This window comes from Chishuiella changwenlii, assembly GCF_900142565.1.
In the GTDB taxonomy this organism is placed as follows: Bacteria; Bacteroidota; Bacteroidia; order Flavobacteriales; family Weeksellaceae; genus Empedobacter; species Empedobacter changwenlii.
Genome location: NZ_FRBH01000008.1, coordinates 195,414 through 219,628, shown reverse-complemented (window position 1 = coordinate 219,628; position 24,215 = coordinate 195,414). Strand labels below are relative to the sequence as shown.

Here is a 24,215-nt window from a genome sequence, read left to right as displayed (position 1 = left end):
GCTGAAAAACAGCTTTATTAACAAAAAAACATTAATTATGAAAAAAATCATTTTATTCTCAAAACTCCTAATTTTATCATTATTTATTCAAAGTTGTAATGAAGACGAATCTTTTTCTCCAGATGCAACCAATATAGAAAATAATCAAATTAAGTTTAGAGAATCAACAGAAAATTCATTATTTTTTAAAAAAATTGATTTAAATATTTTAGGAAATAATTATCTAACTAGTAATACTGATATGCCTTCAGTTTTAAATAGAAATTCAGAAAATATTTCTACAAGGAGTAACCCTTGGAATGGAAGGGAAGTTCTTTATGTTACTGGTACAAAAACTAGAATGAGTTCAGGGCATCCTCTAAGAGTATTCTCTTTCGGTTTTAGGCCAGAAATAGCAAGAAAATATGGGTTATCTGCAGGTTATTATAACTGTGAAGTTTGGTCTTTTACTGCTGAAGTTCAATTGCCACCAAATACTTTAGTTGCTAGAGCTTTAGAGTCTACTCCTAGAGGTTACATAGGTTTCACTCCTCATCAAAATTCTGAAGAATTCGGAGTAACTTATTCAATGTCAAGCAATGGGAAATTATTAATAAATACTAAATATATTTTAGTTGTCAGCAATGCTTTCGGACAAAGAATTAATAGATCTATTCCTGATAGTTCATTCGCGAATATGGGAACATTAACTTTTCCATATCAATATATAGCTTATTAAAAAATAAAAGAAAATCTTTCCTAAACTCTAAATATATGCAACTACGAATAATAATTTTATTGATTTTAGTACCTATTTTCTCTTTTTCTCAAAAACTTAAAGTATCAACAGGAATATATGTTTCTAACTTGAAAGTTAACGATAATAAGATTCTAGAAAATAGCTTAACAAGTGTTCCTGTTTTTTTGGGAATAGACTATCTTGATAAAGAAAAAATTAGCTTATCAAGTGAGTTAGGATATGTTTCTATAGGATCAAAAGGAGATTATATATTAAATAACGAACCTATAAGTCAAAAAGAGAAATTTGATATAATTCAATTTAATACAACTTTTAGATATAAGTTAAATACAAATAATAATTATATTTTTTATGTAGGTCTAGGCCCAAAAATAGATTATATAACCAATACATCTTTTAATAGTGTTATTTTTAAGGATTCTCTTAAATTTCCATCCTTTTTTATTGGATACAAATCTGAGGCAGGTGCTATATATAATTTTAATTCATTTTATTCAGGAGTTAATCTGACATATATGTCTAATCTAAAGAATAGAAAAGATAATATAGATTACAATTATAGTATATATGGAATTACAATGTCTTTAGGTTATAATTTTTAATTACTATAATTTAAAAAGATAATTCAAAAAGTATTTTATAAATTTTAAAAACATAACAAAAAACTCCTCAACGAAAGTTGAGGAGTTTTTTTATTTTATTGTAGATAGAAAATCTATCCTAAAACTTCAATAATTTTATTGATACGCGCTATTGTTTCTTCTTTTCCTAAAGTTGCCATAATAACAGGAACATCAGGACCTTGTAATGCACCAACTAAACTAAGACGTAAAGGCATTCCAATTTTTCCGAAACCAATTTCTTGAGTTGTTACAAAATTAGCCATTACATCATGTAATGTTTCAGCATTAAAATCTGATGTATTTAAAACTTCAATAAATTTGTTCAATATTTCTTTAGAATCATCTTTCCAAGCTTTTTTAGCTGCTTTTTCATCGTAAGAAGATGGAGCTATATAAAAGAATTCACCTTGAGTAAAAATATCTTGTACAAAATTTGCACGCTCTTTTAATAATTCAATCACTTTTATATTTAAATCAGAAGAAGCATTAATTCCTTTTTCTTTTAAAACTTCTTCAAAAGCTGGAAGTAATTCTTCAGTTGATTTTTGTTGTAAATATTGGTGATTAAACCAAGTTGCTTTCTCAGGAGAGAAACGAGCACCAGATTTAGAAACTTTTTCTAAGCTAAAAGCTTGTACTAATTCATCTAATGTAAAAATCTCTTGATCTGTACCAGGATTCCATCCTAATAATGCTAACATATTTAAAACAGCATCTGGGAAATAACCTTCTTGTTTATATCCTTTTGCAGTTCCTTCTTCTGTTTTCCATTCCATAGGAAAAACAGGGAAACCATGTTTGTCACCATCACGTTTACTTAATTTTCCTTTACCTTCTGGTTTTAAGATTAAAGGTAAATGAGCAAATCGAGGAGCTTCCCAACCAAATGCATCATATAATAACTCGTGTAAAGCCATAGATGGTAACCATTCTTCTCCACGAATAACGTGCGAAATTCCCATTAAATGATCATCTACAATATTTGCTAAATGATAAGTTGGCATTCCGTCCGATTTAAATAACACTTTATCATCTAAAGTAGATGCATCAATTGAAATTTTTCCACGAATCATATCATCTAATAAAACAGTACGAGAATCATCAATCTTAAAACGAATAACATAAGGTGTATTATTTGCTAATAATTCTTTTGTTTCTGTTTCAGAAAACGATAGAGAATTTTTTAATTTTCCTCTTGTCGACCAATTATAGATAAAAGTTTCTTTATTTTCTTCTGCTTTTGCACGAGCTTCATCTAATTCTTCAGCAGTATCAAATGCATAATATGCTTTTCCTTTAGCTAGCAATTCGTCTACATACTGTTTGTATATTTCTTTTCTTTCAGATTGGCGATAAGATCCTAAATCTCCTCCAAACCCAACTCCTTCGTCTGGAGTTAATCCTAACCATTTCAACGAATCAATAATATATTGTTCAGCTCCTTCCACATAACGTGTTTGGTCTGTATCTTCTATTCTTAATAAAAACTTTCCGTTGTGGTGTTTTGCGAAAAGATAATTGTATAACGCTGTACGAACTCCTCCAATGTGTAATGCACCAGTTGGACTAGGCGCAAATCTTACACGAACTTCTTTTGCCATTGTATTAAAATTTATGCAAATTTAAGTTCTTCCGTTCTATATTAACTATTTATTTCAGATAATCTTCTATTTTTTTATCTTCGTAAGTAAGGAAGAATAAAATTTAATCATGATACAATGAAATTATATAAAATAGAAACAGGGAATTTTAAATTAGATGGAGGCGCAATGTTTGGAATTGTACCGAAATCAATTTGGAATAAAACGAACCCTGCAGATGAAAGAAATTTAATTGATTTATCGATGCGTTGTTTACTAATAGAAGATGGTGATAAATTAATTTTGATTGATACTGGAATTGGAACGAAACAAGATGCTAAATTTTTCGGATTTTATTATTTATGGGGAGATTTTTCATTAGACAATTCATTAGCTAAACACGGGTTTCATAGAGATGATATCACAGATGTATTTTTAACACATTTACATTTTGATCATTGCGGAGGCGCAATTCAGTACAATAAAGAGAAAGATTATTTAGAAGCTGCTTTTAAAAATGCAAAATTTTGGTCGAATGCAGATCATTGGGATTGGTCAATTAACCCAAATCCAAGAGAAAAAGCTTCATTTTTAAAAGAAAATATTTTACCATTGCAAGAAAGTGGACAATTAAATTTTATTCATGTGCCTAAGGATGGAAATTTATTAGAAAATTCTCCTCTTGGTTTTGATATCCTATTTGTAGATGGACATACAGATAAACAAATGTTACCAATTATCCATTATAAAGGAAAGAAAATTGTTTATATAGCTGATTTAATACCTACTGTAGGAAATATTCCTTTGATATATGTAGTAGGGTTTGATACAAGACCTTTAATAACAATAGATGAAAAAGCTACTTTTTTGAATAATGCAATTGAAAATGATTACATTTTATTTTTTGAGCATGATCATGTGAACGAATTAGCGACTTTAAAGCAAACAGAAAAAGGTGTTAGAGTAGATGAAACGTATTCATTTTCAGAAGTTTTTGATTCTATGTAATTAGAAATTAGTAATAAAAATGATTTCACAAATACAGAAGAATATTTTCATACCTTTGTGTTGTCATTAATAAAAATATAGAAGCATGGGATGTGGATCTTGTGGAACTTCTAATGGCCTTCCGAAAGGATGTAACAATAATGGTGCTTGTGGCACTGATGGTTGTGGAAAATTATCAGTTTTCGATTGGTTATCGAATATGCAACTTCCAAATGGACAAGAGAAGTTCAATTTTGTAGAAGTGCGATTCAAAAATGATCGAAAGTTTTATTATAAAAACGAAAACAACATATCTCTAAATATTGGCGATGTAATCGCTGTTGAAGGAAGCCCCGGTCATGATATTGGGGTTGTTACACTTACGGGTGAGCTTGTTAGGATCCAAATGAAAAAGAAGAATCTTTCGTGGACAGCGGAAGATGTAAAAAAGGTTTATCGTAAAGCAAACCAAAAAGATATAGAAACTTGGCAAGAGTTTCGAGATAGAGAAAAACAAACAATGGTTGATTCTCGAATTATGGCAAAAAACCTTAATTTAGAGATGAAAATTTCTGATGTAGAATATCAGGGAGATGGAGCCAAAGTAACGTTTTATTATACAGCAGAAGGACGTGTAGATTTTCGTCAGTTAATTAAGGATTACGCAGGAAAGTTTGGCGTAAGAATTGAGATGAAGCAAATCGGATACCGTCAAGAAGCTGCAAAAGTTGGAGGAATAGGGTCATGTGGACGAGAATTATGTTGTTCTACATGGTTAACAGACTTTCGCTCTGTAAGTACAGCAGCAGCTCGTTATCAACAATTGTCTATTAATTCGCAAAAATTAGCAGGACAATGTGGTAAATTGAAATGTTGTTTAAATTTTGAGTTAGACTCATATTTAGATGCATTAAATGCATTTCCTTCTATGGAAAGTCGCTTTGAAACAGAAAAAGGTTGGACTCACTGTGTTAAAGTAGACGTTTTTAAAAGAGAAATGTGGTTTGCGTACGAAAAAGGAGGAATTGTTTGGTATAAATTTTCTGTGGATGATATTCAAGAATTTTTAGCAATGAGTGCGAAAGGTAAAAAAACTGAGCCTTTAGAAGATTTAGCTAAAAATGTAGAAGAAGCAAAACCAGATTTTTCAGATGTAATTGGAGAAGATTCTTTAGAACGATTTGAGCGTAAAGAAAAGCAAAATCGTAAACGTAAAAAGATTAAAAAGCCAAATTCAGACAAAGCAAATGCGAATAATACTCGTCCTCAACAAGCGAAAAATAAACCGCAAGTTGATGATAAAAATATTCAAAATAAATCTGAAGTAAAGCCTAATAATCCAAATCAGAATAAAAAGAATAATCAAAATAAACCAAATAGAAAACCGAATAACCCGAATCAAAATAAACAACAAGATCAGGTAAAGGATTCTCAAAAAGTTCCTAATCAAGAGCAATCTCAAGGTCAGGAAAATAAACAAGGAAAACCTCGTAATCGCCCACAACAAAAGCGAAAACCGAATAATCCGAATCAAAATAATCCGAATCAGAATAATAAAAATAGTCAACCCAACCAAAAACCAAATCAGCAGAATAATGTAAATGCTGAAGCAAAGACAAATAATTCGGGAGAGAATAAAAATAATTCTTCTCAACCGAATCCAAATAAATCGAAAAATCCAAATAAAAAAAGATTTAATCGTGGACCAAAACCAGATAATACGCAAGATTAGCTTGCTTTTTATTGTAATTGTTTTACTGTTTAGTTGCGAAGCAAAACATTATTATCAAGATACAAAGAATGTTAAAAATGAATGGAAAAAGAATCAACCTCAAACTTTTACGTTTGATGTAAAAGATTCTATTCCAAGTGCTGTAAACATTGGATTTGTATTGAGAAATAACACATCGTACGAGTTTAGTAATTTATACTTGTTCACGAAATTTATTGATCCAAAAGGAAATGAAATGATTGATACATTACAGTATTATATCGCAAATCCTGATGGAAGTTGGATAGGAAAAGGAATGACAACAAAAGAAATGATGTTGGTTTATCGAGAAAAATTACCAATCAAAGATTCTGGTAAATACCAATTAAAAGTTTGGCAAGGAATGCGAACAAACAATTTAAAAGGAATTGAAGATATTAGTTTGATTGTAGATAAAGCTGAATAAAACAGAATGGAAAATAAAAAAAATCCTAAAAAAAGCACAACTTCAAAAGCAAAAAAGAAGTTTTTAAGCTTTTCAATCGTTAAAAGAATAATTATCACAATTTGGGTATTATTTTTTGCTGGAATATTAGGAATCTTTGCTATTTTTTGGGGAGCATCTAACGGCTGGTTAGGTGAAATACCAAATGTAAGAGATTTAGAGAATCCAGATATTTATGTTGCATCAGAAATTATTTCTTCTGATGGCGTTTTGTTAGATCGTTTTGAAGCAGAACGAAGAACACCAGTAGATTATAAAGATTTACCACCACATTTGGTTGATGCGTTGTTGGCAAAAGAAGATGTGCGATTCTTTGATCATTCTGGGGTTGATATCAAAGCGGCATTCCGTGCTATATCATCTGCTGGAGAATCGGGAGGAGGTTCTACTATTACTCAACAGTTAGCAAAACAACTTTATACAAAAGATCCGTCTTCTAATAAAGTAAAAAGAGCTTTACAAAAAATCAAAGAATGGGTTACTTCTGTGCAATTAGAAAAATTGTATACAAAAGAAGAAATCATTGCAATGTATTTTAATAAGTTCGATTTTATTTATGGAGCTAAAGGAATTGAATCTGCGTCTAAAGTTTATTTTAATAAAACGACACAAGAGTTAAATTTGGATGAGTCTGCGACATTAGTTTCAATGTTCCAAAATCCAGTTGCATATAATCCTGTAAAATATCCTGCAGTATCTAAACAGAAAAGAGATCTTGTATTGGATCAGATGATGAAATACAACAAAATCTCTAAAGCTGAAGCTGAGGCTGCAAAAGCTGCTCCTTTGGTAACAGATAAACAAGATATTATGGAGCGTGGCGATGCACACTCTGCTTATTTTAAATCTGCTTTGAGAAAAGAAATCAAAGAGTGGATGGTTGAATATGAAAAAGAAACTGGAAAATCATATAATCTTGAAAAAGATGGATTGAAAATCTATGTAACATTAGATTCTAGATTACAATCTTTAGCTGAAGAAGCTGTAAAAAGACATTTAAAAGTTTTACAAGATCAATTCTTTGGAGAACAAAGAGGTCGTAGTTTAGCACCTTTCTATAATGTTTCTGTAGCGAAAAGACAAGGTATCTTTAAACAAGCTATGCAACGTACAGATTTGTACAAGAAAATGAAAGAAGAAGGGAAATCGGATGCTGAAATAGAAACTGTATTCACAACACCTAGAGATTCTGTACAATTTTTTACATGGAATGGAATTCAGTATAAGAAAGGAAAAACATTAATGGATTCTATCGAATACCATAAGCATATTTTACAGGCTGGATTAATGTCAATGGATCCTAAAGACGGAACTATAAAAGCATGGGTTGGTGGAATTGATTGGAATTATTTCAAGTTTGACCACGTAAAACAAGCGCGTCGTCAAGTAGGTTCTACATTTAAGCCTTTTGTTTATGCAACTGCGATTAATCAGTTAGGTTTAACACCATGTCATACTGTATCTAACGAACGTATTCCAGGAAATTGGTCTCCTCGTAATGCAAATGGTCGTTATGGAGGTTCTCAAGATTTAAGAACAGCCTTGGCATACTCAACAAATATTGTTGCTGCTAGATTAATTATGCAAACAGGTACTGAACCGGTTATACAAATGACAAGAGACTTAGGAGTTGAATCTCCTATTGTAAATGATCCAACAATTGCTTTAGGTTCTGCAGATTTATCATTGTATGAAATGGTAGGAGCAATGAGCGCTTTTGCAAATGGAGGAATTTACATTAAGCCTCAGTTAATTCTTAGAATAGAAGATAAACAAGGAAAAGTTATTAAAGATTATACGCCAAAAACACGTGAAGTTGTTAATGAGCATGTAGCTTATACAATGGTTGATTTAATGAAAGGTGTTGTTGACAGAGGTTCTGGAGCACGTTTAAGAAATCGCTATGGTTTAACAGCAGAGATTGCTGGTAAAACAGGTACAACGAATGAAAACTCTGATGGTTGGTTTATGGGATTAACACCAAACTTAGTAACAGGAGTTTGGGTTGGAGCCGAAGACCGTTTTGCTCACTTTATAAGTACTGCCACTGGACAAGGAGCAAACACTGCTTTACCAATTTGGGCTTATTACATGCAAGGTGTTTATAAGGAAGGAGGTAAATTTGGTGTTACTGCGAGTGATAAATTCGACAAGCCAAAAGATATTGAAAAACGTTGGGATTGTACAAATACATATGGATTCCATCAACAAGATCAAATTTATGATCCAGGACCAATTGTAGAAGGTAGTGGTAGCGAAAGTATAGGAGAAAATTATGAACCTCCTACAGAAGAGCCAGAAAACTAGAAAATAATACAAGTTTATATTTAAAAGTCCGATAATAATCGGGCTTTTTTTATGCAGAAATTATTTTAGTTTGTAAATAAAAAGTAATAGATGTTTATGAGTGATAAAATTATTGAAGTGAGTAAAAAATAATATACTTTAAAACAAGATTACATTTATTATATAAAAAATCCCTTTAAAAGATTATAAAATCTCTTAAAGGGAAAAACTATTTAATAATTGATTTAGCTTTAGATTCTAGGACCACCAGCTAATAAATCTGCCGTAGCAAATTCTTCAAATTTCTTGAAATTTTCTTTAAACTTGTCAGCTAATATTTGAGCATTTGCTTCATATGCTTCTTGCGATTCAAAAGATGTAGCTGGATTTAATTTATCAGCTTCAACACCATTGATAGAAACAGGAACCTCAAAACCAAAATATTGATCTTGTCTATATTCTATGTTGTCTAAATCTCCATTTAATGCTGCATTAATTACTGCACGAGTATCTTTTAAAGACATACGTTTTTTCTGACCATTCCATCCCGTATTAATTAACCATACGTTGATACCAGTAGCTTCTACTTTATTACTTAACATCTCAGCATATTTTGTTGGATGTAAAGGCATAAATGGAGCTCCAAAACAAGAAGAGAATGTAGTTTGTGGTTCTGTGACACCAGCTTCTGTTCCAGCAACTTTAGAAGTATAACCAGAAATAAATAAATAAGCTGCCTGGTCTGGATTTAATTTAGCAATTGGAGGAAAAACACCATAAGCATCAAATGATAAGAAGAAAATATTTTTAGGATTTTTTCCTAATGATGGTGTAGCGATATTTTCAATATAATCAATAGGATAAGAAACACGCGTATTTTCTGTAATAGAACCATCTGTATAATCTACATCGTTTGTTTCTTTAACTAATTTACAGTTTTCTAGTAAAGCACCGTCTTTAATTGCTCCAAAGATTTCAGGTTCACCTTCTGCAGATAAATTAATTACTTTCGCATAACATCCACCTTCAAAATTGAATACTGTATTATCTTCAGTCCAACCATGTTCATCATCACCAATTAATTGTCTATTTTTATCTGCAGATAAAGTTGTTTTACCTGTTCCAGATAAACCAAAGAACATTGCTGTATCTCCATCTTTACCAGAGTTAGCAGAACAATGCATAGGTAATGTATTTTTAAATACCGGCATAATGAAATTTAAAGCAGAGAAAATTCCCTTTTTCATTTCACCTGTATAACCCGTTCCTCCATTTAAAACAATTTTGCGTTTAAAATTTAAAATAGAAAAATTGTGTTGTCTTGTTCCATCAGTATTTGCTTCAGCAAGGAATGTAGGTGCATTAATAATTGTCCATTCAGCATCACCAAAGTTTTTTAACTCTTCTTCAGTTGGGCGAATAAACATATTATAAATAAATAGGTTTGCTCCAGGAGTTTCTGTAATAGCTCTAATTTTTACTTTATAAGCATCATCAGCACATGCGAATGCATCTCTTACATAGACTTCACGATTACTTAAATGCTCTACAACTTTATCGTATAAGGCATCAAATTTATCAGAGTCAAATGGAATATTAATATTTCCGTCCCACCAAACGTTGTCAGATGTTATATCATCCTTAACGATAAAACGGTCTTTCGGAGAACGACCAGTAAATTCACCTGTCAAAAAATTAACTGCTCCAGAAGAACTAACTTCTCCTTGTCCAGTTTCAATCATCTTTTCCGTAAGCTCTTTAGAAGATAATTGATAGTTGATTTTGGAATTTTTTATTCCGTAAGATGCCAATTCAATACTCATTATTAGATTTTTATAGTGATTTTTTAAATAATAAAGTTAAAAACTTTATGCAAAAGTACAACAAAAAGTTACTCAAAAACTTTGACTTATATCATCAACTACAACGATTTCGTTCATGTTAATTTAAATTATTTTAGCTAGTTCTTATGCGTGCATATAAAAAAAAGCTTGTATTTAATATAAGTTTTATATTTTTGCACTAGTTTACAACAATTAAAATTAGAAAATTATGTCTGACATTACATCAAGAGTGAAAGCAATTATCGTAGATAAGTTAGGAGTTGACGAGACAGAAGTAACTTTAGAAGCAAGCTTCACAAACGATTTAGGTGCTGATTCATTAGACACTGTAGAATTAATCATGGAATTCGAAAAAGAATTTGATATCCAAATTCCAGACGATCAAGCTGAGAAAATTTCTACTGTAGGTCAAGCTGTAAAATACATCGAAGACTTAAACAAGTAATAGTTCCTTCTATTTATGGAATTAAAACGAGTAGTAGTAACAGGTTTAGGCGCGCTAACACCAATCGGGAATACATACCAAGAATTTTGGGATGGATTAGTGAATGGTGTAAGTGGCGCTGCGCCTATTACGCTTTTTGATGCATCTCTGTTTAAGACACAATTTGCCTGTGAGGTTAAGAACTTCAATATCGAAGATCACTTTGACCGTAAGGAAGCACGTAAAATTGATCGTTGTGCTCAACTAGGAATAGTTGCTGCAAGAGAAGCAATCAAACACAGTGGGATTTTAGATGCTACTAATGTAAACAAAGAGCGTATCGGTGTTATATGGGGGTCAGGAATTGGTGGAATTAAAACTTTTGAAGAAGAAGTTTCTAATTACGCAACAGGAAATGGAACACCACGTTTCAATCCGTTCTTTATTCCTAAGATGATTGCAGATATCACACCTGGTCATATATCAATGGAATTTGGTCTTATGGGACCTAATTATACAACTGTTTCAGCTTGTGCTTCATCAACAAATGCTATTATAGATGCTTACATGTTATTAAGACTTGGAAAAGCAGAAGCAATAGTAACTGGAGGTTCAGAAGCAGCAGTAACTGGTTCTAGTATTGGAGGTTTTAATGCTTTACATGCGTTATCTACTAGAAATGATGATCCACAAACAGCTTCACGTCCATTTGACAACGACCGAGACGGTTTTGTTATGGGAGAAGGTGCAGGATGTATTATTTTAGAAGAATACGAGCATGCAATTGCAAGAGGAGCTACAATTTACGGTGAATTAGTAGGGACAGGGATGACAGCAGATGCACATCATATTACTGCACCACATCCAGAAGGATTAGGAGCATTAAATGTGATGAGAGAAGCTTTATTAGATGCAAATATCAATGCAGAAGACATCGATCATATTAATATGCACGGTACTTCTACTCCATTAGGAGATATTGCAGAATCTAAAGCAATTCAAAAATTATTTGGAGAACACGCTTATAATATTCAAATCAATTCAACTAAATCAATGACAGGACACTTATTAGGTGGAGCTGGAATTATTGAGGCGATTTCGACTATTGGAGCAATTAATAACAGCATTGTACCACCAACAATTAATCACTTTACGGATGATGAAAATCTAGATCCAAAAATTGATTATACATTTAACAAAGCAAAAGAGAAAAATGTAGAATATGCATTAAGTAATACTTTTGGTTTCGGTGGACACAACGCTTGCGTGATATTTAAGAAGTATAAGTAATGTCTTTCTTAAAAAAAATATATTCTTTTCTAAATAGTCGTGATGATAATAAGAATTCATCTGATTCATTTTTGAAATTTTTGAAATCAATCTTGGGTTACAATCCTCAAAATATTGAGGTATTTAAAGAAGCATTTACTCATAGATCGGCTCAAAAAAAAGACGAAAACGGAAATAGTATTAATTTTGAAAGATTAGAGTTTTTAGGAGATGCATTACTTGGTGCTTCTGCAGCAATGCACTTATATTATAAAGCACCAGGTCAACAAGAGGGATATTTAACTAAAATGCGCTCAAAAATTGTTTCACGTAGACAATTAAATGCTGTTTCTAAACAGTTAGGACTTTTAGATCATTTAGAACCACTAAATAATCACCATAATCTTGGAGAAGATGTAAATGGTGATATTCTGGAAGCTTTGGTTGGAGCAATTTATGTTGATGGAGGTATAAACGCAGTACAAGAATTTATTCAAGTTAAAATTATTGACCCTTACGCGGATTTAGATCGTTTAGAACATACTATTACAAGTCATAAATCATTGATTTTGGAATGGAGTCAAAAAACAAGAAATACGATAAGATTCAATACTTTTGATGAGCAAAACGCAGAAGATTTGCAAATTTTTGTTTCTGTAGTTCGTCTAAATGACAAAGTTATTTCAAAAGGAAGAGGAACTTCCAAGAAAAAAGCGGAAGAAAGTGCAGCAAAAAGAGCATATTATTCCCTACAAAAGAAAATAGAAAAAGTATAAAAAATGGCAGATTTACTCTTGTATGATGATTGGATAGATTTTCATCTAATAGGGGTAAATTCTATTTACAGTACTTCTACACAATTTATATTCCATCTTAACTCAACTTTTGATACGCATTTTCAACGTATCAAGGATTTGGATATTTGGCTAGACGATCATACATATTATTTCGAGACATATGAATGGTTAGATGAAGCCAATAAAATAGATTATCATATCATTAAAAATATTCCAAATCAGTCAAATTCTCAAAAAAATGAAGTAGATTTAACAAATCTTTTCAAAGAGAGTATTATTCTTGTCCCAAATTATAAGGACTGTAATTATATTGTAAAAATATCTGGTTGGGAAGATGATTTACAAAATCTTTCACTTCCATTTACAGAAAAGGATTTTATAAAAGTGATCAAAAAAACAGAAATCGATTTAATTAGCACTGCTGATAGATTGGTTTTCTAACAAAATATTGTGCATAAAAAAAGGGAAAAAATTATGGTTTACGATAAACAATTTCTAAAAAAGACAAAAATTGTAGCAACATTAGGTCCAGCTACAGAACGTCCTGAAATTTTATTAGAGATGATGCAAAAAGGAACAGATGTGTTCCGTATCAATTTTTCACACGCAGATTATGAAGATGTGAAACGTAAAATAGATACAATTCATCAATTAAATGAAGAGCATGGATACAATACAGCAATTTTAGCCGATTTACAAGGTCCAAAATTACGTATTGGTAAAATGGAACATGAAGACTTTGTTATCAACAACGGGGATATCTTAACATTTACAAATGAGGAAGTGGTAGGAACTAATGAAAAAGTTTTTATGACTTACCAAAGATTTGCTCAAGATGTACAAGTTGGTGAAAACATTTTAATTGATGATGGAAAATTAATTTTGAAAGTTATCGAAACAAATGGAACTGATACTGTAAAAGCAGAAACTATACAAGGAGGTCCATTACGTTCTAAAAAAGGAGTTAATTTACCAAATACAAACATTTCTTTACCTGCGTTAACAGAGAAAGATAAAGAAGATGCAAAATTTGCAATTGATCAAAGAGTAGATTGGTTTGCATTATCATTTGTTCGTTCTGGACAAGATGTTAAAGATTTAGCAGATTTTATAAAAGAAAATGGATCTATTAAAATTCCAATTATCTCTAAAATTGAAAAACCAGAAGCATTAGAAAATATTGATGATATTTTAGAATTTTCTGATGGTTTAATGGTAGCTAGAGGTGATTTAGGAGTTGAGGTTCCTTTTGAAATTGTACCAAAAGCTCAAAAACAATTAATTGATAAATCTAAATTAGCTAGAAAACCGGTTATCGTTGCAACACAAATGATGGAAACAATGATTTCTAGTTTAACACCTACACGTGCAGAAGTTTCTGACGTTGCAAATGCTGTTTTTGATGGAGCTGATGCGGTAATGTTATCTGGAGAAACTTCAGTTGGACAATACCCAGTACAAGTAATTGAGAAAATGACAAAAATTCTTCAAACTGTTGAAGATGATGATCATATTAATGTACCAGAACATAAACCAAAAGTTCAAAATGAACGTTTTGTTACAGATATGGTTTGTTATAGTGCTGCAAAAATGGCTCAAGATACAGGATCTAAAGCGATTGCTACATTAACATATTCTGGTTACACAGCATTCCAAATTTCTTCACACCGTCCAAATTCATTTATCTTGGTTTTTAACCCAAGTAAAAGAATTAACCGTATGTTGAATTTATTATGGGGAGTTAAAGCAATTAATTATGACCCACGTGATACGTCTACAGATCAGACTATTACAGAGGTTAATATTTTAGCTAAAAATGCAGGTTTTGTAGATTATGGAGATTTCATTATCAATTTAAATGCAATGCCAGCGTTTGAAAAAGGTATTACGAATACAGTTCGTTTCTCAATGATCTAATAAAATCTTTATAAAGATAAATATAGAAGTCCTATCAATTTTTTGATAGGACTTTTTAGTTAAGTATTGCTTACTAAGCTATGAAATGAAAAGTACAATCTAAAATAAATTTTATATCTTAGCTAGCTTGAATAAGAATAATTATGTACATACACAATGTTATATTGTCGGGAGGTGTAGGAAGTCGTCTTTGGCCTCTTTCTAGAAAAACACATCCTAAACAATATTTACCTTTATTTAACGGTAAGTCATTGTTTGAATTAACAATAGAAAGAAATCGTTTTGTAGCAGATAAATTAATGGTGATTGGAAATAAGGACAATGACCATTTAAGTCAAGAGATTTTAGATAAATTTGATATCGATTATTCCAAAGTTGTTGAGGCTGTGCCTCGTAATACAGCAGCAGCAATAGCTTTTGCTGCGCTTGCAGTTGACGAAGATGATATTTTGATTGTAACGCCTTCTGATCATTTGATTGAGGATATGGAAGCTTACAAAGAGGCAATGCAAAAAGCAATTGAGTTAGCACAGAATGATTTCATTGTAACGTTTGGAGTTCAACCAACGCGACCAGAGACTGGTTATGGATACATTGAACATAGCAAAGAAAATGTAATTTCTTTTCGTGAAAAACCAAATCATATTACTGCTCAAGATTTTATCGAACAAGGAAATTTTTTATGGAATAGTGGAATGTTTTGTTTTAAAGCAAGAGTATTACTTAAAGAGTTGAAAAAATTTGAAAAAGAGATTTACGAAAAATCAGTAATAGCTTGGAAGAATAATGAAGATGGAGTTTTGGATGAGAAACTTTCAATGGATATTCCATCAAATAGTATAGATTATGCTGTAATGGAGCGAAGTAAAAAAATAAAAGTTGTTCCAGCTAGTTTTATTTGGAATGATTTAGGGTCTTTTGAGTCTTTATATGATTACTTTGTAATGAATGGTCATTATGTAGATAGAAGTGGGAATATGGTGATTGGAACAGATATTTACACATCATTTGTAGGTTTACAAAATTGTATTTTTGTTAATACACCGACAGCGAATCTTATTTTACAAAAAGAATATTCTCAAGAGGTAAAAAATGTTTACACGCATTTAGAAAAAAGAAATTCAGAATTAATATAATTTGAAAAAGCTCTCTATTTTGAGAGCTTTTTTTATGTTTTAATTTAGATAAAATTGAATTATATTAACTAATTTTGCTAAACAACAATACTATTTTAAATGACTATAGGGATAACTTTTGGAATATTTGACTTACTTCATGCAGGGCATATTATGATGCTTGAAGAAGCAAAAAGACAATGTGATTATTTAATTGTAGGTCTAAATACAGATCCTACACAAATAGATCCATCAAAAAATCATCCAACACAATCAATTGTTGAGCGTTATGTTCAATTAGAGGGTTGTCGTTATGTTGATGAAATTATTCCCTACGAAACTTCTCAAGATTTATTTGATATGTTGAGTGCTTTGCCAGTAAATATTAGAATTATTGGGGAAGAATATCGAGATAAAAACTTCAATGGTAAACAGTATTGTATAGATAATAACATACAATTGTATTACAATAAACGTACACATCGTTTTTCTAGTTCTGGACTAAGAAAAGTTGTTGCAACTTCAGAAAACGAAAAGTAAGTTATCATAAAATACAAAAGTAATGTGTTGTTTTAAATAATATAAGAAATGATGTATCGTTTTTTATAAATAAACGCACGAAATATACTAAAATAAATGAGTCAACAATATAAAATTGCAATTATTGGTTTAGGGTACGTAGGTTTACCTTTAGCGAGATTATTTGCAACAAAATATCAAGTTGTTGGATTTGATATTAATCAAAAGCGCATTGATGAATTAAATGTAGGAATTGATTCAACTTTAGAAGTTGATAATGAAGTCTTACAAGATGTTTTAATGAATGATAATCCATTTAAACAAAATAAAAATGGTTTATACTGTTCAACAAAACTAGATGATATTGAAGATGCTACAATCTATATCGTAACAGTTCCTACTCCTGTAGATAAAAATAATCGTCCAGATCTTTCACCATTATTAAAATCATCAGAAACAGTAGGAAAAGTATTGTCTAAGAATGATATTGTTATTTATGAATCTACAGTTTATCCTGGTGTAACAGAAGAAGAATGTATTCCTGTTTTAGAAGGAATTTCGGGATTAGTTTTTAATAAAGATTTTTTCGCAGGTTATTCCCCTGAAAGAATTAATCCAGGAGATAAACAACATACAGTAGAAAAAATTCTGAAAGTAACTTCTGGTTCAACTCCCGAAATAGGAAAAGTTGTTGACGAATTATATCAATCAGTAATTACGGCTGGAACACATCTAGCTCCCACTATTAAAGTAGCAGAGGCATCAAAAGTAATAGAGAATTCTCAACGAGATATTAATATTGCTTTCATTAATGAGTTATCGAAGATTTTCTCTTTAATGGATATAGATACGAATGATGTTTTAGAAGCAGCTGGAACAAAATGGAATTTCTTAAAATTTCAACCAGGATTAGTTGGAGGACACTGTATTGGTGTTGATCCATTTTATTTAGCACAAAAAGCACAAGAAATAGGCTATTATTCAGAGTTAATACTAGCAGCAAGACGTTTAAATGATTCGATGGGATCATTTGTCGCATCACAAGTTGTTAAATTATTAATACAAAATGATGTGAAAATAAAAGGAGCGAGAATTCTTAATTTAGGAATTACGTTTAAAGAAAATTGTCCTGATATTAGAAACTCTAAAGCGATTGATGTCGTTACATCTTTAGAAGATTACGGGATAGAAGTTATAACGTATGACCCTTGGGCAAACTTAGATGAAGTAAAAGAAGAGTATAATATTTCTTGTTTTTCAGATATCTCTCAATTATCAAATTTTGATGCAATTGTATTAACAGTTGGTCATAAAGAATTTTTAAATTTAGATTTATCAAAACTTCTTAATGATAATGGAGTAATCTATGATGTAAAAGGAGTTTTACCGAAAGAACAAGTTGATAAAAGATTATAATGAAAGCAACAGAAACAAAATTAAAAGGATGTTTTATCCTAGAACCAACGGTTTTCGAAGATTCAAGAGGATATTTTTTCGAATCTTATAATGAAAATAAGTTAGAAGAAATTTTAGGATACAAACCAACCTTTGTACAAGATAATCAATCTAATTCTTCTTATGGAGTAATTAGAGGTTTACATATGCAAGCAGGGGACCATTCACAAGCAAAATTAGTACGTGTTGTAGAAGGTGCTGTTATTGATGTAGCTGTTGATGCACGTCCAGATTCAGAAACTTTTGGACAATCTGTTGCAGTAGAATTATCAGCAGAAAACAAAAAACAATTGTTTATTCCAAGAGGATTTTTACATGGTTTTTCTGTAATTACAGAGAAAGCGACTTTCTTTTATAAATGCGATAATGGTTACAATAAAGAGTCAGAAAATGGAGTTAATCCATTAGATGCGCAAATTAATATAGATTGGGGAATTCCAGTAGATAAAATGATTATTTCTGAAAAAGATCAAGAGGCACAATCTTTTGAAGAATTTAGAAAATAAATAACAACTATCAATGAAAATTACAGTTGTAGGAACGGGATACGTTGGTTTATCTAATGCGGTTTTGATAGCTCAACACAATGAAGTTGTTGCGTTGGATGTTATTGAAGCTAAAGTGGAAATGCTGAATGCAGGACAATCTCCAATAGAAGATAAAGAGATAACTGAATTTTTATCTGAAAAAGATTTAAACTTTAGAGCAACTTTAGATAAAAAAGATGCTTATAAAGATTCATCTTATGTAATTATTGCTACTCCAACGGATTATGATCCTGAAACAAATTATTTTAATACAAATAGTGTTGAATCTGTAATTGAAGATGTTTTAGAATATAATTCGAATGCGGTAATTATTATAAAATCAACAGTTCCTGTAGGTTTTACAAAAGATGCTAGAGAAAAGTTTAATACAGATAATATTATCTTTTCGCCAGAATTTTTAAGAGAGGGTAAAGCTTTATACGATAACTTATACCCATCACGAATAATTATTGGAGAGCAAAGTGAAAGAGCAAGAGATTTTGCTCAGCTATTAGAAGAAGGTGCAATTAAGAAAGATATTAAAACTCTTTTTACAAATTCTACCGAGGCAGAAGCTATAAAATTATTTTCGAATACTTATTTAGCAATGCGTGTTGCGTATTTTAATGAATTGGATAGTTACGCACAGATATATGGTTTAGATTCTAAACAAATTATAGAAGGTGTTGGTTTAGATCCAAGAATTGGAATGCATTATAATAATCCATCTTTTGGTTATGGAGGTTATTGCTTACCAAAAGATACAAAACAATTATTAGCAAACTACAACACAGTTCCTAATAATATAATTCAAGCAATAGTAGATGCCAATAGAACTAGAAAAGACTTTATAGCAGACTCTATTTTAGCTAAAAAACCTAAAAAAGTGGGTGTTTATCGTCTGATTATGAAATCAGGTTCTGATAATTTTCGCGCTTCTGCAATACAAGGTGTAATGAAAAGAATAAAAGCCAAAGGTATTGAAGTTGAGGTTTTTGAACCAGCTTTAGAGGAAGAATTGTTTTTTGGCTCGAAAGTTGTTAGAGACTTGGAGCAATTTAAAAAAGATTGTGATATAATTATTTCTAACCGAAATGCTCCAGAATTGTTTGATGTACAAGAAAAAGTTTACACTAGAGATCTTTTTGGAAATGATTGATATGGATGCTTTTTTTGAAATAAAATTAAAAAATTAAAGAATAAATGGAACATGATGTTAGACCATGGGGTGAATACTGGGTTTTAGAAGATTCGGAAACTCATAAAGTAAAAAGAATAAAAGTAAATCCAGGAGGTAAGTTATCTTTGCAATATCATTATAAAAGAAGTGAGGTTTGGACGATAGTTTCTGGAGTAGGTACAATAACTATAGATGAAGAAATAAAAGATTATAGAGCTGGTCAAGTTGCAGAAATTCCACAAGGAGCTCATCATAGGATAGAAAATAAAACTAATGAACCCGTTGTATTTATTGAGGTACAATACGGGACATACTTCGGTGAGGATGATATTGTTCGTATTGAAGATGATTATGGTAGAGAATAATTAATTTATGTGTTTTTTAGAATTATTAAATTGAGTAAGAGTAAATTAATTCAAAATATAGCATCTTTAGGTATAGTACAAATTGTTAACTATATTTTTCCATTGATTACTATACCTTATATTTCTCGTATAATTGGACCAGAAGGATATGGTATAATTAATTATGCAACAGCTTTTATAGCTTATTTTACGCTATTAGTTTCTTACGGATTTGATTTAACGGCAACAAGAAAAATTGCAAAAATAAATCCTGATAACAAAATTGATATTAATAGGATTGTTTCAGAAGTATTTTTCTCAAGAGTTATTTTATTCTTATTATCAACAATTTTATTCATTGTAACATTTCTATTTTCAAAACCTTTAAATAGCGATCCGTTTGTTGCTATAATATTATTTATAGGTTGCTTAGGTACGGTTATATCTCCACAGTATTTATATCAAGGGTTTCAAGATTTGATAATTTTTGCCAAGATAAATTTTTTTAAGGGTTTGTTAAATGCAATTTTAATTTTTTTATTAATAAAAAAAACATCAGATTATATTATTTTACCAATTATAAGTTCTAGTTTTTTAATTGGAATTAATCTATTTCTTTTCCTATATGCACTAAAAAAATACAAAATAAAATTAATAGTAATAAATTTAAAAGAAATTCTAAGAATAATTTATTCAGAGAGAATAATATTCTTTTCAACTGTAGTTATTAGTTTGTATACAACTACAAACGTAGTTGTTTTAGGCTTTTTTGTATTAAAAGAAGAAGTTGGATATTATACAACAAGTCAAAATTTTCTTAATATTATAATTTCCATTCTTGCAATGCCTTTGTCAACAGCTTTATTTCCATATATTAGCAAGTCTTTTGCGTCTTCTAAAGAAGAGGGAATTAAAACAGTTCAAAGAATAATACCTTTAGTTTTTTATATTACATTATTTGCTTCATTTTGTCTATTATTCTTAGCTCCACATTTAATAGATATAATTTATGGATCGAAATTTTACAATTCTATTATAACATTGAAAATCATATCTTTTTTACCTTTTGTAATATGCCTATCTAATATATTTGGAATTCAATTAATGTTAAATATGGGATTAGATAAATTGTTTTTATTGTTAACTACAATAGCAAGTTTATTAGGAATATTGCTTAATATATATATGAGTATAACTTTTGGATATATTGGAACTGCATGGAATTGTCTTATAGTAGAATCATTTGTGACATTTTTAATGTATATAGCATTAAGAAATAAAGGAATTAATGTCTTTGTTTTAGAAAATTTTCGTTTAAAATATATTTATAATATGTTCATTAATTTAAAAAAATAAAAATGAAAAAATATTTAATAATAGGTTCAGGATTTTCTGGTGCAGTAATAGCAGAAAAATTAAGTAAAAATCCAGAAAATAAAATAACAATAATTGAGGAAAGAGATCATATAGGGGGTAATTGTTACACTGAAAGAGATTCAGAAACCAATGTGATGATTCATAAATATGGACCTCATATTTTTAATACAGATAATAAAGAAGTTTGGGATTATATTCAGCAGTTTTGTGAGATGATTCCATTTATAAATCGTGTTAAAACTATTTATAAAGGAAAAGTATATTCGCTACCAATAAACTTACATACAATCAATCAATTTTTTGATAAATCATTTAATCCAGAAGAAGCTAAAGAATTTATAAATTCTATTTCTGATAAAACAATTGATGAGCCTAAAAATTTTGAAGAGCAAGCGATGAAATTTATAGGTAAGGATTTATATAAAGCTTTTTTCTATGGTTATACAAAAAAACAATGGGGATGTGAGCCTACTGAATTGCCTGCAACAATTTTAAAAAGATTACCGGTGCGTTTTAATTACGATGATAATTATTATGTAAATCCTTATCAAGGAATACCAAAGAATGGTTACACTGAAATTTTTGAAAATATGCTTTCAGCTTCAAATATTGAAGTTAAATTAAATACTAAATTTGATTCTTCTTGGGATTTATCTGAATATGAACATACTTTTTATACAGGACCTATAGATTCTTTTTTTGATTTTAAATACGGTAGATTATCTTATAGAACTGTTTATTTTGAAAAATATGTTTCAGACGGAGATTATCAAGGCAATCCAGTAATTAATTATGCTGATCCAGAAATTTCTTACACTAGAGTACATGAACACAAACATTTCACTCCTTGGGAAAGTCATGATAAAACAGTATATTTTAAAGAATATAGTAAAGAAACATTAGAGACTGATGTACCGTATTATCCTAAGCGTTTAAAATCAGATATGGATATTTATGAGAAATATCAAAATGATGTCAATAATCTAAATAACATCACTTTTTTGGGAAGGTTGGCTACATATCGTTATATGGATATGCATCATGTAATAGGAGAAGCACTAGATTTAATAGATAAAAATTATTAAAATGAATATTTTACAGGTTTCAACAGGATTTGATATTTCTCATAATGGAGGAATAACAAATTATGTTCGAAATATATCATCTACTTTAGTAGATTTTGGGCATAAAGTAACAGTTTTATATTCTCAAGATAATAATCAAGAGAAAGACTATAACTTTAATTTAATCAATATTCATCCAATTTTAAAACCTTTTCATTTAAATAGTGTTATATCTAATACTGATATTGAAAAGGTTGAGAAAATAATTAAAAAACTAAATCCTGATATTATTCATGTTCATATGATGATTGATTTACCAGCAGGGATTTTAGAAATTTTTAAAAAATATAGTAAAGTTGTTATTTCTCTTCATGATTATTCATATATATGTAATCGCATAATTTTAATGGATAGAGAAGGAAATAATTGTATAAATAATAATCAAAATAGAAAATGTGAAAGTTGTATTCCTTTTGAAGAAACAATTGATAATAGAATAATTGCTGGTGTTTTGAGAAAAACAGCTAAAATTTTAGGAGTAAATAAATTATCAAATTCAAGTTATCATCATGAAAGATTGAAGTATAGTCAAAAACTATTCTCTGAGATAAATGGAATTACTGCTGTTTCTAATAGAGTAAAAGAAATATACTTGTCAAATGGATTTACTAATGATAATTTTTTTGTTAACCACATAGGTAATTATACAGCAGAAGAAGAATTTAGAAGTTCTTTTGGAAGAAAAGATAATATAGAGATTGAACAAAAGATAAAATTTGGATTTATTGGTTTTTTAGATTTTTATAAAGGTTCTGAAATTTTTATAGAATTTGCAAAAAATAGTTATCATGATTTTCACATATATGGTAATATTAGTGATTCAGTACTAAATAGAATAAAAAATGAACCTAATATATTTTATCATGGGAAATATAATCATGAAGATTTAAAAAATATCTTAATGAATATTGATATAGGTTTAGTTCTACCTGTTTGGGAAGATAATGCTCCACAAGTTGTTTTTGAATTTTTAAATTCTGGAATACCAATTATAGGAACTAGAATGGGAGGGTTACCTGACTTTATTAATGATCAGAATGGAAGGTTATTTGAAAACACCCCAAATGAGATAGATAATATGAAATCTTTTATTGATTCAGATGAAATTTATAACTTTTATAATGAAAGGATAAATAAAATTAAAGGAACAAAAAAAGCTGCAGAACACATGACAGAACTCTTAAATATATATAATAGTATATGATAATATTGTTAAAAGTTTTAAATAGTATTCGAGTTGATATCATTATCTATTTAAAAAAGAAATACAAAATTGTTAAATGGCGTTCTAAAAACAAACATAATTCAATAGTCATAGAAACATTATTGAAAAACTACGATATGATAAAAGTAGGAAATAATTCTTACGGAAATATAAATGTAGAGTCTTTCGAGAATGAAATAGAAGGTTTAGTTATTGGAAATTATGTTAGTATTGCATCAGGTGTCAAATTCATTTTAGGAGGTAATCATCAAATTAATACATTTACAAGCTATCCTTTAAAATCATCTTTTATAGAAAAAACACCTAGTGTAGACGCTAAGTCAAAAGGTAAAATTATAGTTGATGATGAAGTATGGATAGGAAATGGAGTAATTGTTCTATCTGGAGTTACAATAGGAAAAGGAGCAATAATAGCAGCAGGAAGTGTAGTAACAAAAGATGTGAAGCCTTTTTCTATTGTTGGAGGAAATCCTGCTAAATTTATTAAATATCGTTTTTCTGAAAACCTAATTAAATTAAGAGAGGATGTTGATATTAATGATATTTCTAAAGAAAAATTTATAGATAATATAAATCTTTTTTATGAAGACTTATCAACGGATATTTTAAGCAAAATAAAGAATATTGAAAAATCTTAGGAATTTGTAATTTATTAGTTAAAAATGAA

At 29.8% G+C, this 24,215-nt stretch carries 23 protein-coding genes; 21 read left to right on the top strand and 2 right to left on the bottom strand.

The annotated features are described in order from the left end of the window. Positions 1 to 37: 37 nt before the first annotated feature. Entirely contained in the window at positions 38 to 718 is a 681-nt protein-coding gene (locus BUA86_RS11630; RefSeq protein ID WP_072932834.1) for a hypothetical protein, read from the top strand. A 35-nt stretch (positions 719 to 753) separates the two neighbouring features. Then, positions 754 to 1,341, top strand: coding sequence for a hypothetical protein (locus BUA86_RS11625; RefSeq protein ID WP_072932832.1), 588 nt, complete (start codon positions 754 to 756; stop codon positions 1,339 to 1,341). A gap of 113 nt (positions 1,342 to 1,454) precedes the next feature. Here the strand turns inward: BUA86_RS11625 and gltX are convergent, their stop codons facing one another. Then, a complete protein-coding gene (gene gltX / locus BUA86_RS11620) occupies positions 1,455 to 2,963 on the bottom strand; it encodes a glutamate--tRNA ligase (RefSeq protein ID WP_072932830.1) in 1,509 nt (502 codons plus the stop codon). 117 nt (positions 2,964 to 3,080) lie between these two features. Here gltX and BUA86_RS11615 point away from each other — a divergent pair, with 117 nt between their 5' ends. The 4 genes from BUA86_RS11615 to BUA86_RS11600 all read left to right on the top strand — a co-directional run bounded on the left by BUA86_RS11615 (position 3,081) and on the right by BUA86_RS11600 (position 8,452). After that, positions 3,081 to 3,950: an MBL fold metallo-hydrolase gene (locus BUA86_RS11615; RefSeq protein WP_072932828.1), complete on the top strand. Its 870-nt coding sequence runs from the start codon at positions 3,081 to 3,083 to the stop codon at positions 3,948 to 3,950. An 85-nt stretch (positions 3,951 to 4,035) separates the two neighbouring features. Continuing rightward, complete coding sequence (locus BUA86_RS11610; protein WP_072932826.1) at positions 4,036 to 5,661, top strand: PSP1 domain-containing protein; 1,626 nt, start codon at positions 4,036 to 4,038, stop codon at positions 5,659 to 5,661. Between the two features lies 1 nt (position 5,662). Continuing rightward, positions 5,663 to 6,106 (top strand): gliding motility lipoprotein GldH, encoded by a 444-nt coding sequence (locus tag BUA86_RS11605; protein ID WP_229731945.1) that lies wholly within the window; start codon positions 5,663 to 5,665, stop codon positions 6,104 to 6,106. A gap of 6 nt (positions 6,107 to 6,112) precedes the next feature. Continuing rightward, the gene (locus BUA86_RS11600) at positions 6,113 to 8,452 is read left to right on the top strand and encodes a transglycosylase domain-containing protein (RefSeq protein ID WP_072932822.1); all 2,340 of its coding nucleotides are present in this window, start codon (positions 6,113 to 6,115) and stop codon (positions 8,450 to 8,452) included. Between the two features lie 230 nt (positions 8,453 to 8,682). On the opposite strand, the gene pckA is transcribed toward BUA86_RS11600, so the two are convergent. Beyond that, on the bottom strand, positions 8,683 to 10,254 hold the full coding sequence (pckA, locus tag BUA86_RS11595) for a phosphoenolpyruvate carboxykinase (ATP) (protein WP_072932820.1): 1,572 nt from the start codon (positions 10,252 to 10,254) through the stop codon (positions 8,683 to 8,685). Positions 10,255 to 10,483: 229 nt separating this feature from the next. Between pckA and BUA86_RS11590 the strand changes: the two genes are divergently transcribed. From BUA86_RS11590 to BUA86_RS16365, 15 genes are all read left to right on the top strand, one after another. Further along, the gene (locus BUA86_RS11590) at positions 10,484 to 10,720 is read left to right on the top strand and encodes an acyl carrier protein (RefSeq protein WP_072932818.1); all 237 of its coding nucleotides are present in this window, start codon (positions 10,484 to 10,486) and stop codon (positions 10,718 to 10,720) included. 15 nt (positions 10,721 to 10,735) lie between these two features. After that, positions 10,736 to 11,989, top strand: a complete 1,254-nt coding sequence (gene fabF, locus BUA86_RS11585) for a beta-ketoacyl-ACP synthase II (protein ID WP_072932816.1) — start codon at positions 10,736 to 10,738, stop codon at positions 11,987 to 11,989. Between the two features lie 80 nt (positions 11,990 to 12,069). Continuing rightward, entirely contained in the window at positions 12,070 to 12,744 is a 675-nt protein-coding gene (rnc, locus tag BUA86_RS11580; protein ID WP_229731946.1) for a ribonuclease III, read from the top strand. A 3-nt stretch (positions 12,745 to 12,747) separates the two neighbouring features. Next, positions 12,748 to 13,206 (top strand): IPExxxVDY family protein, encoded by a 459-nt coding sequence (locus BUA86_RS11575; protein WP_072932813.1) that lies wholly within the window; start codon positions 12,748 to 12,750, stop codon positions 13,204 to 13,206. A gap of 33 nt (positions 13,207 to 13,239) precedes the next feature. Then, positions 13,240 to 14,682: a pyruvate kinase gene (gene pyk, locus BUA86_RS11570; RefSeq protein ID WP_072932811.1), complete on the top strand. Its 1,443-nt coding sequence runs from the start codon at positions 13,240 to 13,242 to the stop codon at positions 14,680 to 14,682. 143 nt (positions 14,683 to 14,825) lie between these two features. Beyond that, a complete protein-coding gene (locus BUA86_RS11565) occupies positions 14,826 to 15,818 on the top strand; it encodes a mannose-1-phosphate guanylyltransferase (RefSeq protein WP_072932809.1) in 993 nt (330 codons plus the stop codon). A gap of 99 nt (positions 15,819 to 15,917) precedes the next feature. Then, positions 15,918 to 16,337: an adenylyltransferase/cytidyltransferase family protein gene (locus BUA86_RS11560; RefSeq protein ID WP_072932808.1), complete on the top strand. Its 420-nt coding sequence runs from the start codon at positions 15,918 to 15,920 to the stop codon at positions 16,335 to 16,337. A 96-nt stretch (positions 16,338 to 16,433) separates the two neighbouring features. Further along, positions 16,434 to 17,732 carry a nucleotide sugar dehydrogenase gene (locus BUA86_RS11555; protein WP_072932806.1) on the top strand — a complete coding sequence of 433 codons (1,299 nt, stop codon included), beginning with the start codon at positions 16,434 to 16,436 and terminating at the stop codon, positions 17,730 to 17,732. Beyond that, positions 17,732 to 18,277: a dTDP-4-dehydrorhamnose 3,5-epimerase gene (gene rfbC, locus BUA86_RS11550; RefSeq protein WP_072932805.1), complete on the top strand. Its 546-nt coding sequence runs from the start codon at positions 17,732 to 17,734 to the stop codon at positions 18,275 to 18,277. Before BUA86_RS11555 ends, rfbC begins: the two co-directional genes overlap by 1 nt. 13 nt (positions 18,278 to 18,290) lie before the next feature. Continuing rightward, a complete protein-coding gene (locus tag BUA86_RS11545) occupies positions 18,291 to 19,457 on the top strand; it encodes a nucleotide sugar dehydrogenase (RefSeq protein ID WP_072932803.1) in 1,167 nt (388 codons plus the stop codon). Between the two features lie 44 nt (positions 19,458 to 19,501). After that, complete coding sequence (locus tag BUA86_RS11540; protein WP_072932801.1) at positions 19,502 to 19,843, top strand: phosphomannose isomerase type II C-terminal cupin domain; 342 nt, start codon at positions 19,502 to 19,504, stop codon at positions 19,841 to 19,843. Positions 19,844 to 19,873: 30 nt separating this feature from the next. Next, positions 19,874 to 21,178, top strand: a complete 1,305-nt coding sequence (locus BUA86_RS11535; RefSeq protein ID WP_072932800.1) for a flippase — start codon at positions 19,874 to 19,876, stop codon at positions 21,176 to 21,178. 2 nt (positions 21,179 to 21,180) lie between these two features. Then, complete coding sequence (gene glf / locus BUA86_RS11530; protein ID WP_072932798.1) at positions 21,181 to 22,284, top strand: UDP-galactopyranose mutase; 1,104 nt, start codon at positions 21,181 to 21,183, stop codon at positions 22,282 to 22,284. Between the two features lies 1 nt (position 22,285). Beyond that, positions 22,286 to 23,527, top strand: a complete 1,242-nt coding sequence (locus tag BUA86_RS11525) for a glycosyltransferase (RefSeq protein ID WP_072932797.1) — start codon at positions 22,286 to 22,288, stop codon at positions 23,525 to 23,527. Continuing rightward, positions 23,524 to 24,186 carry a CatB-related O-acetyltransferase gene (locus tag BUA86_RS16365; protein ID WP_072932795.1) on the top strand — a complete coding sequence of 221 codons (663 nt, stop codon included), beginning with the start codon at positions 23,524 to 23,526 and terminating at the stop codon, positions 24,184 to 24,186. Before BUA86_RS11525 ends, BUA86_RS16365 begins: the two co-directional genes overlap by 4 nt. Positions 24,187 to 24,215: the final 29 nt, after the last annotated feature.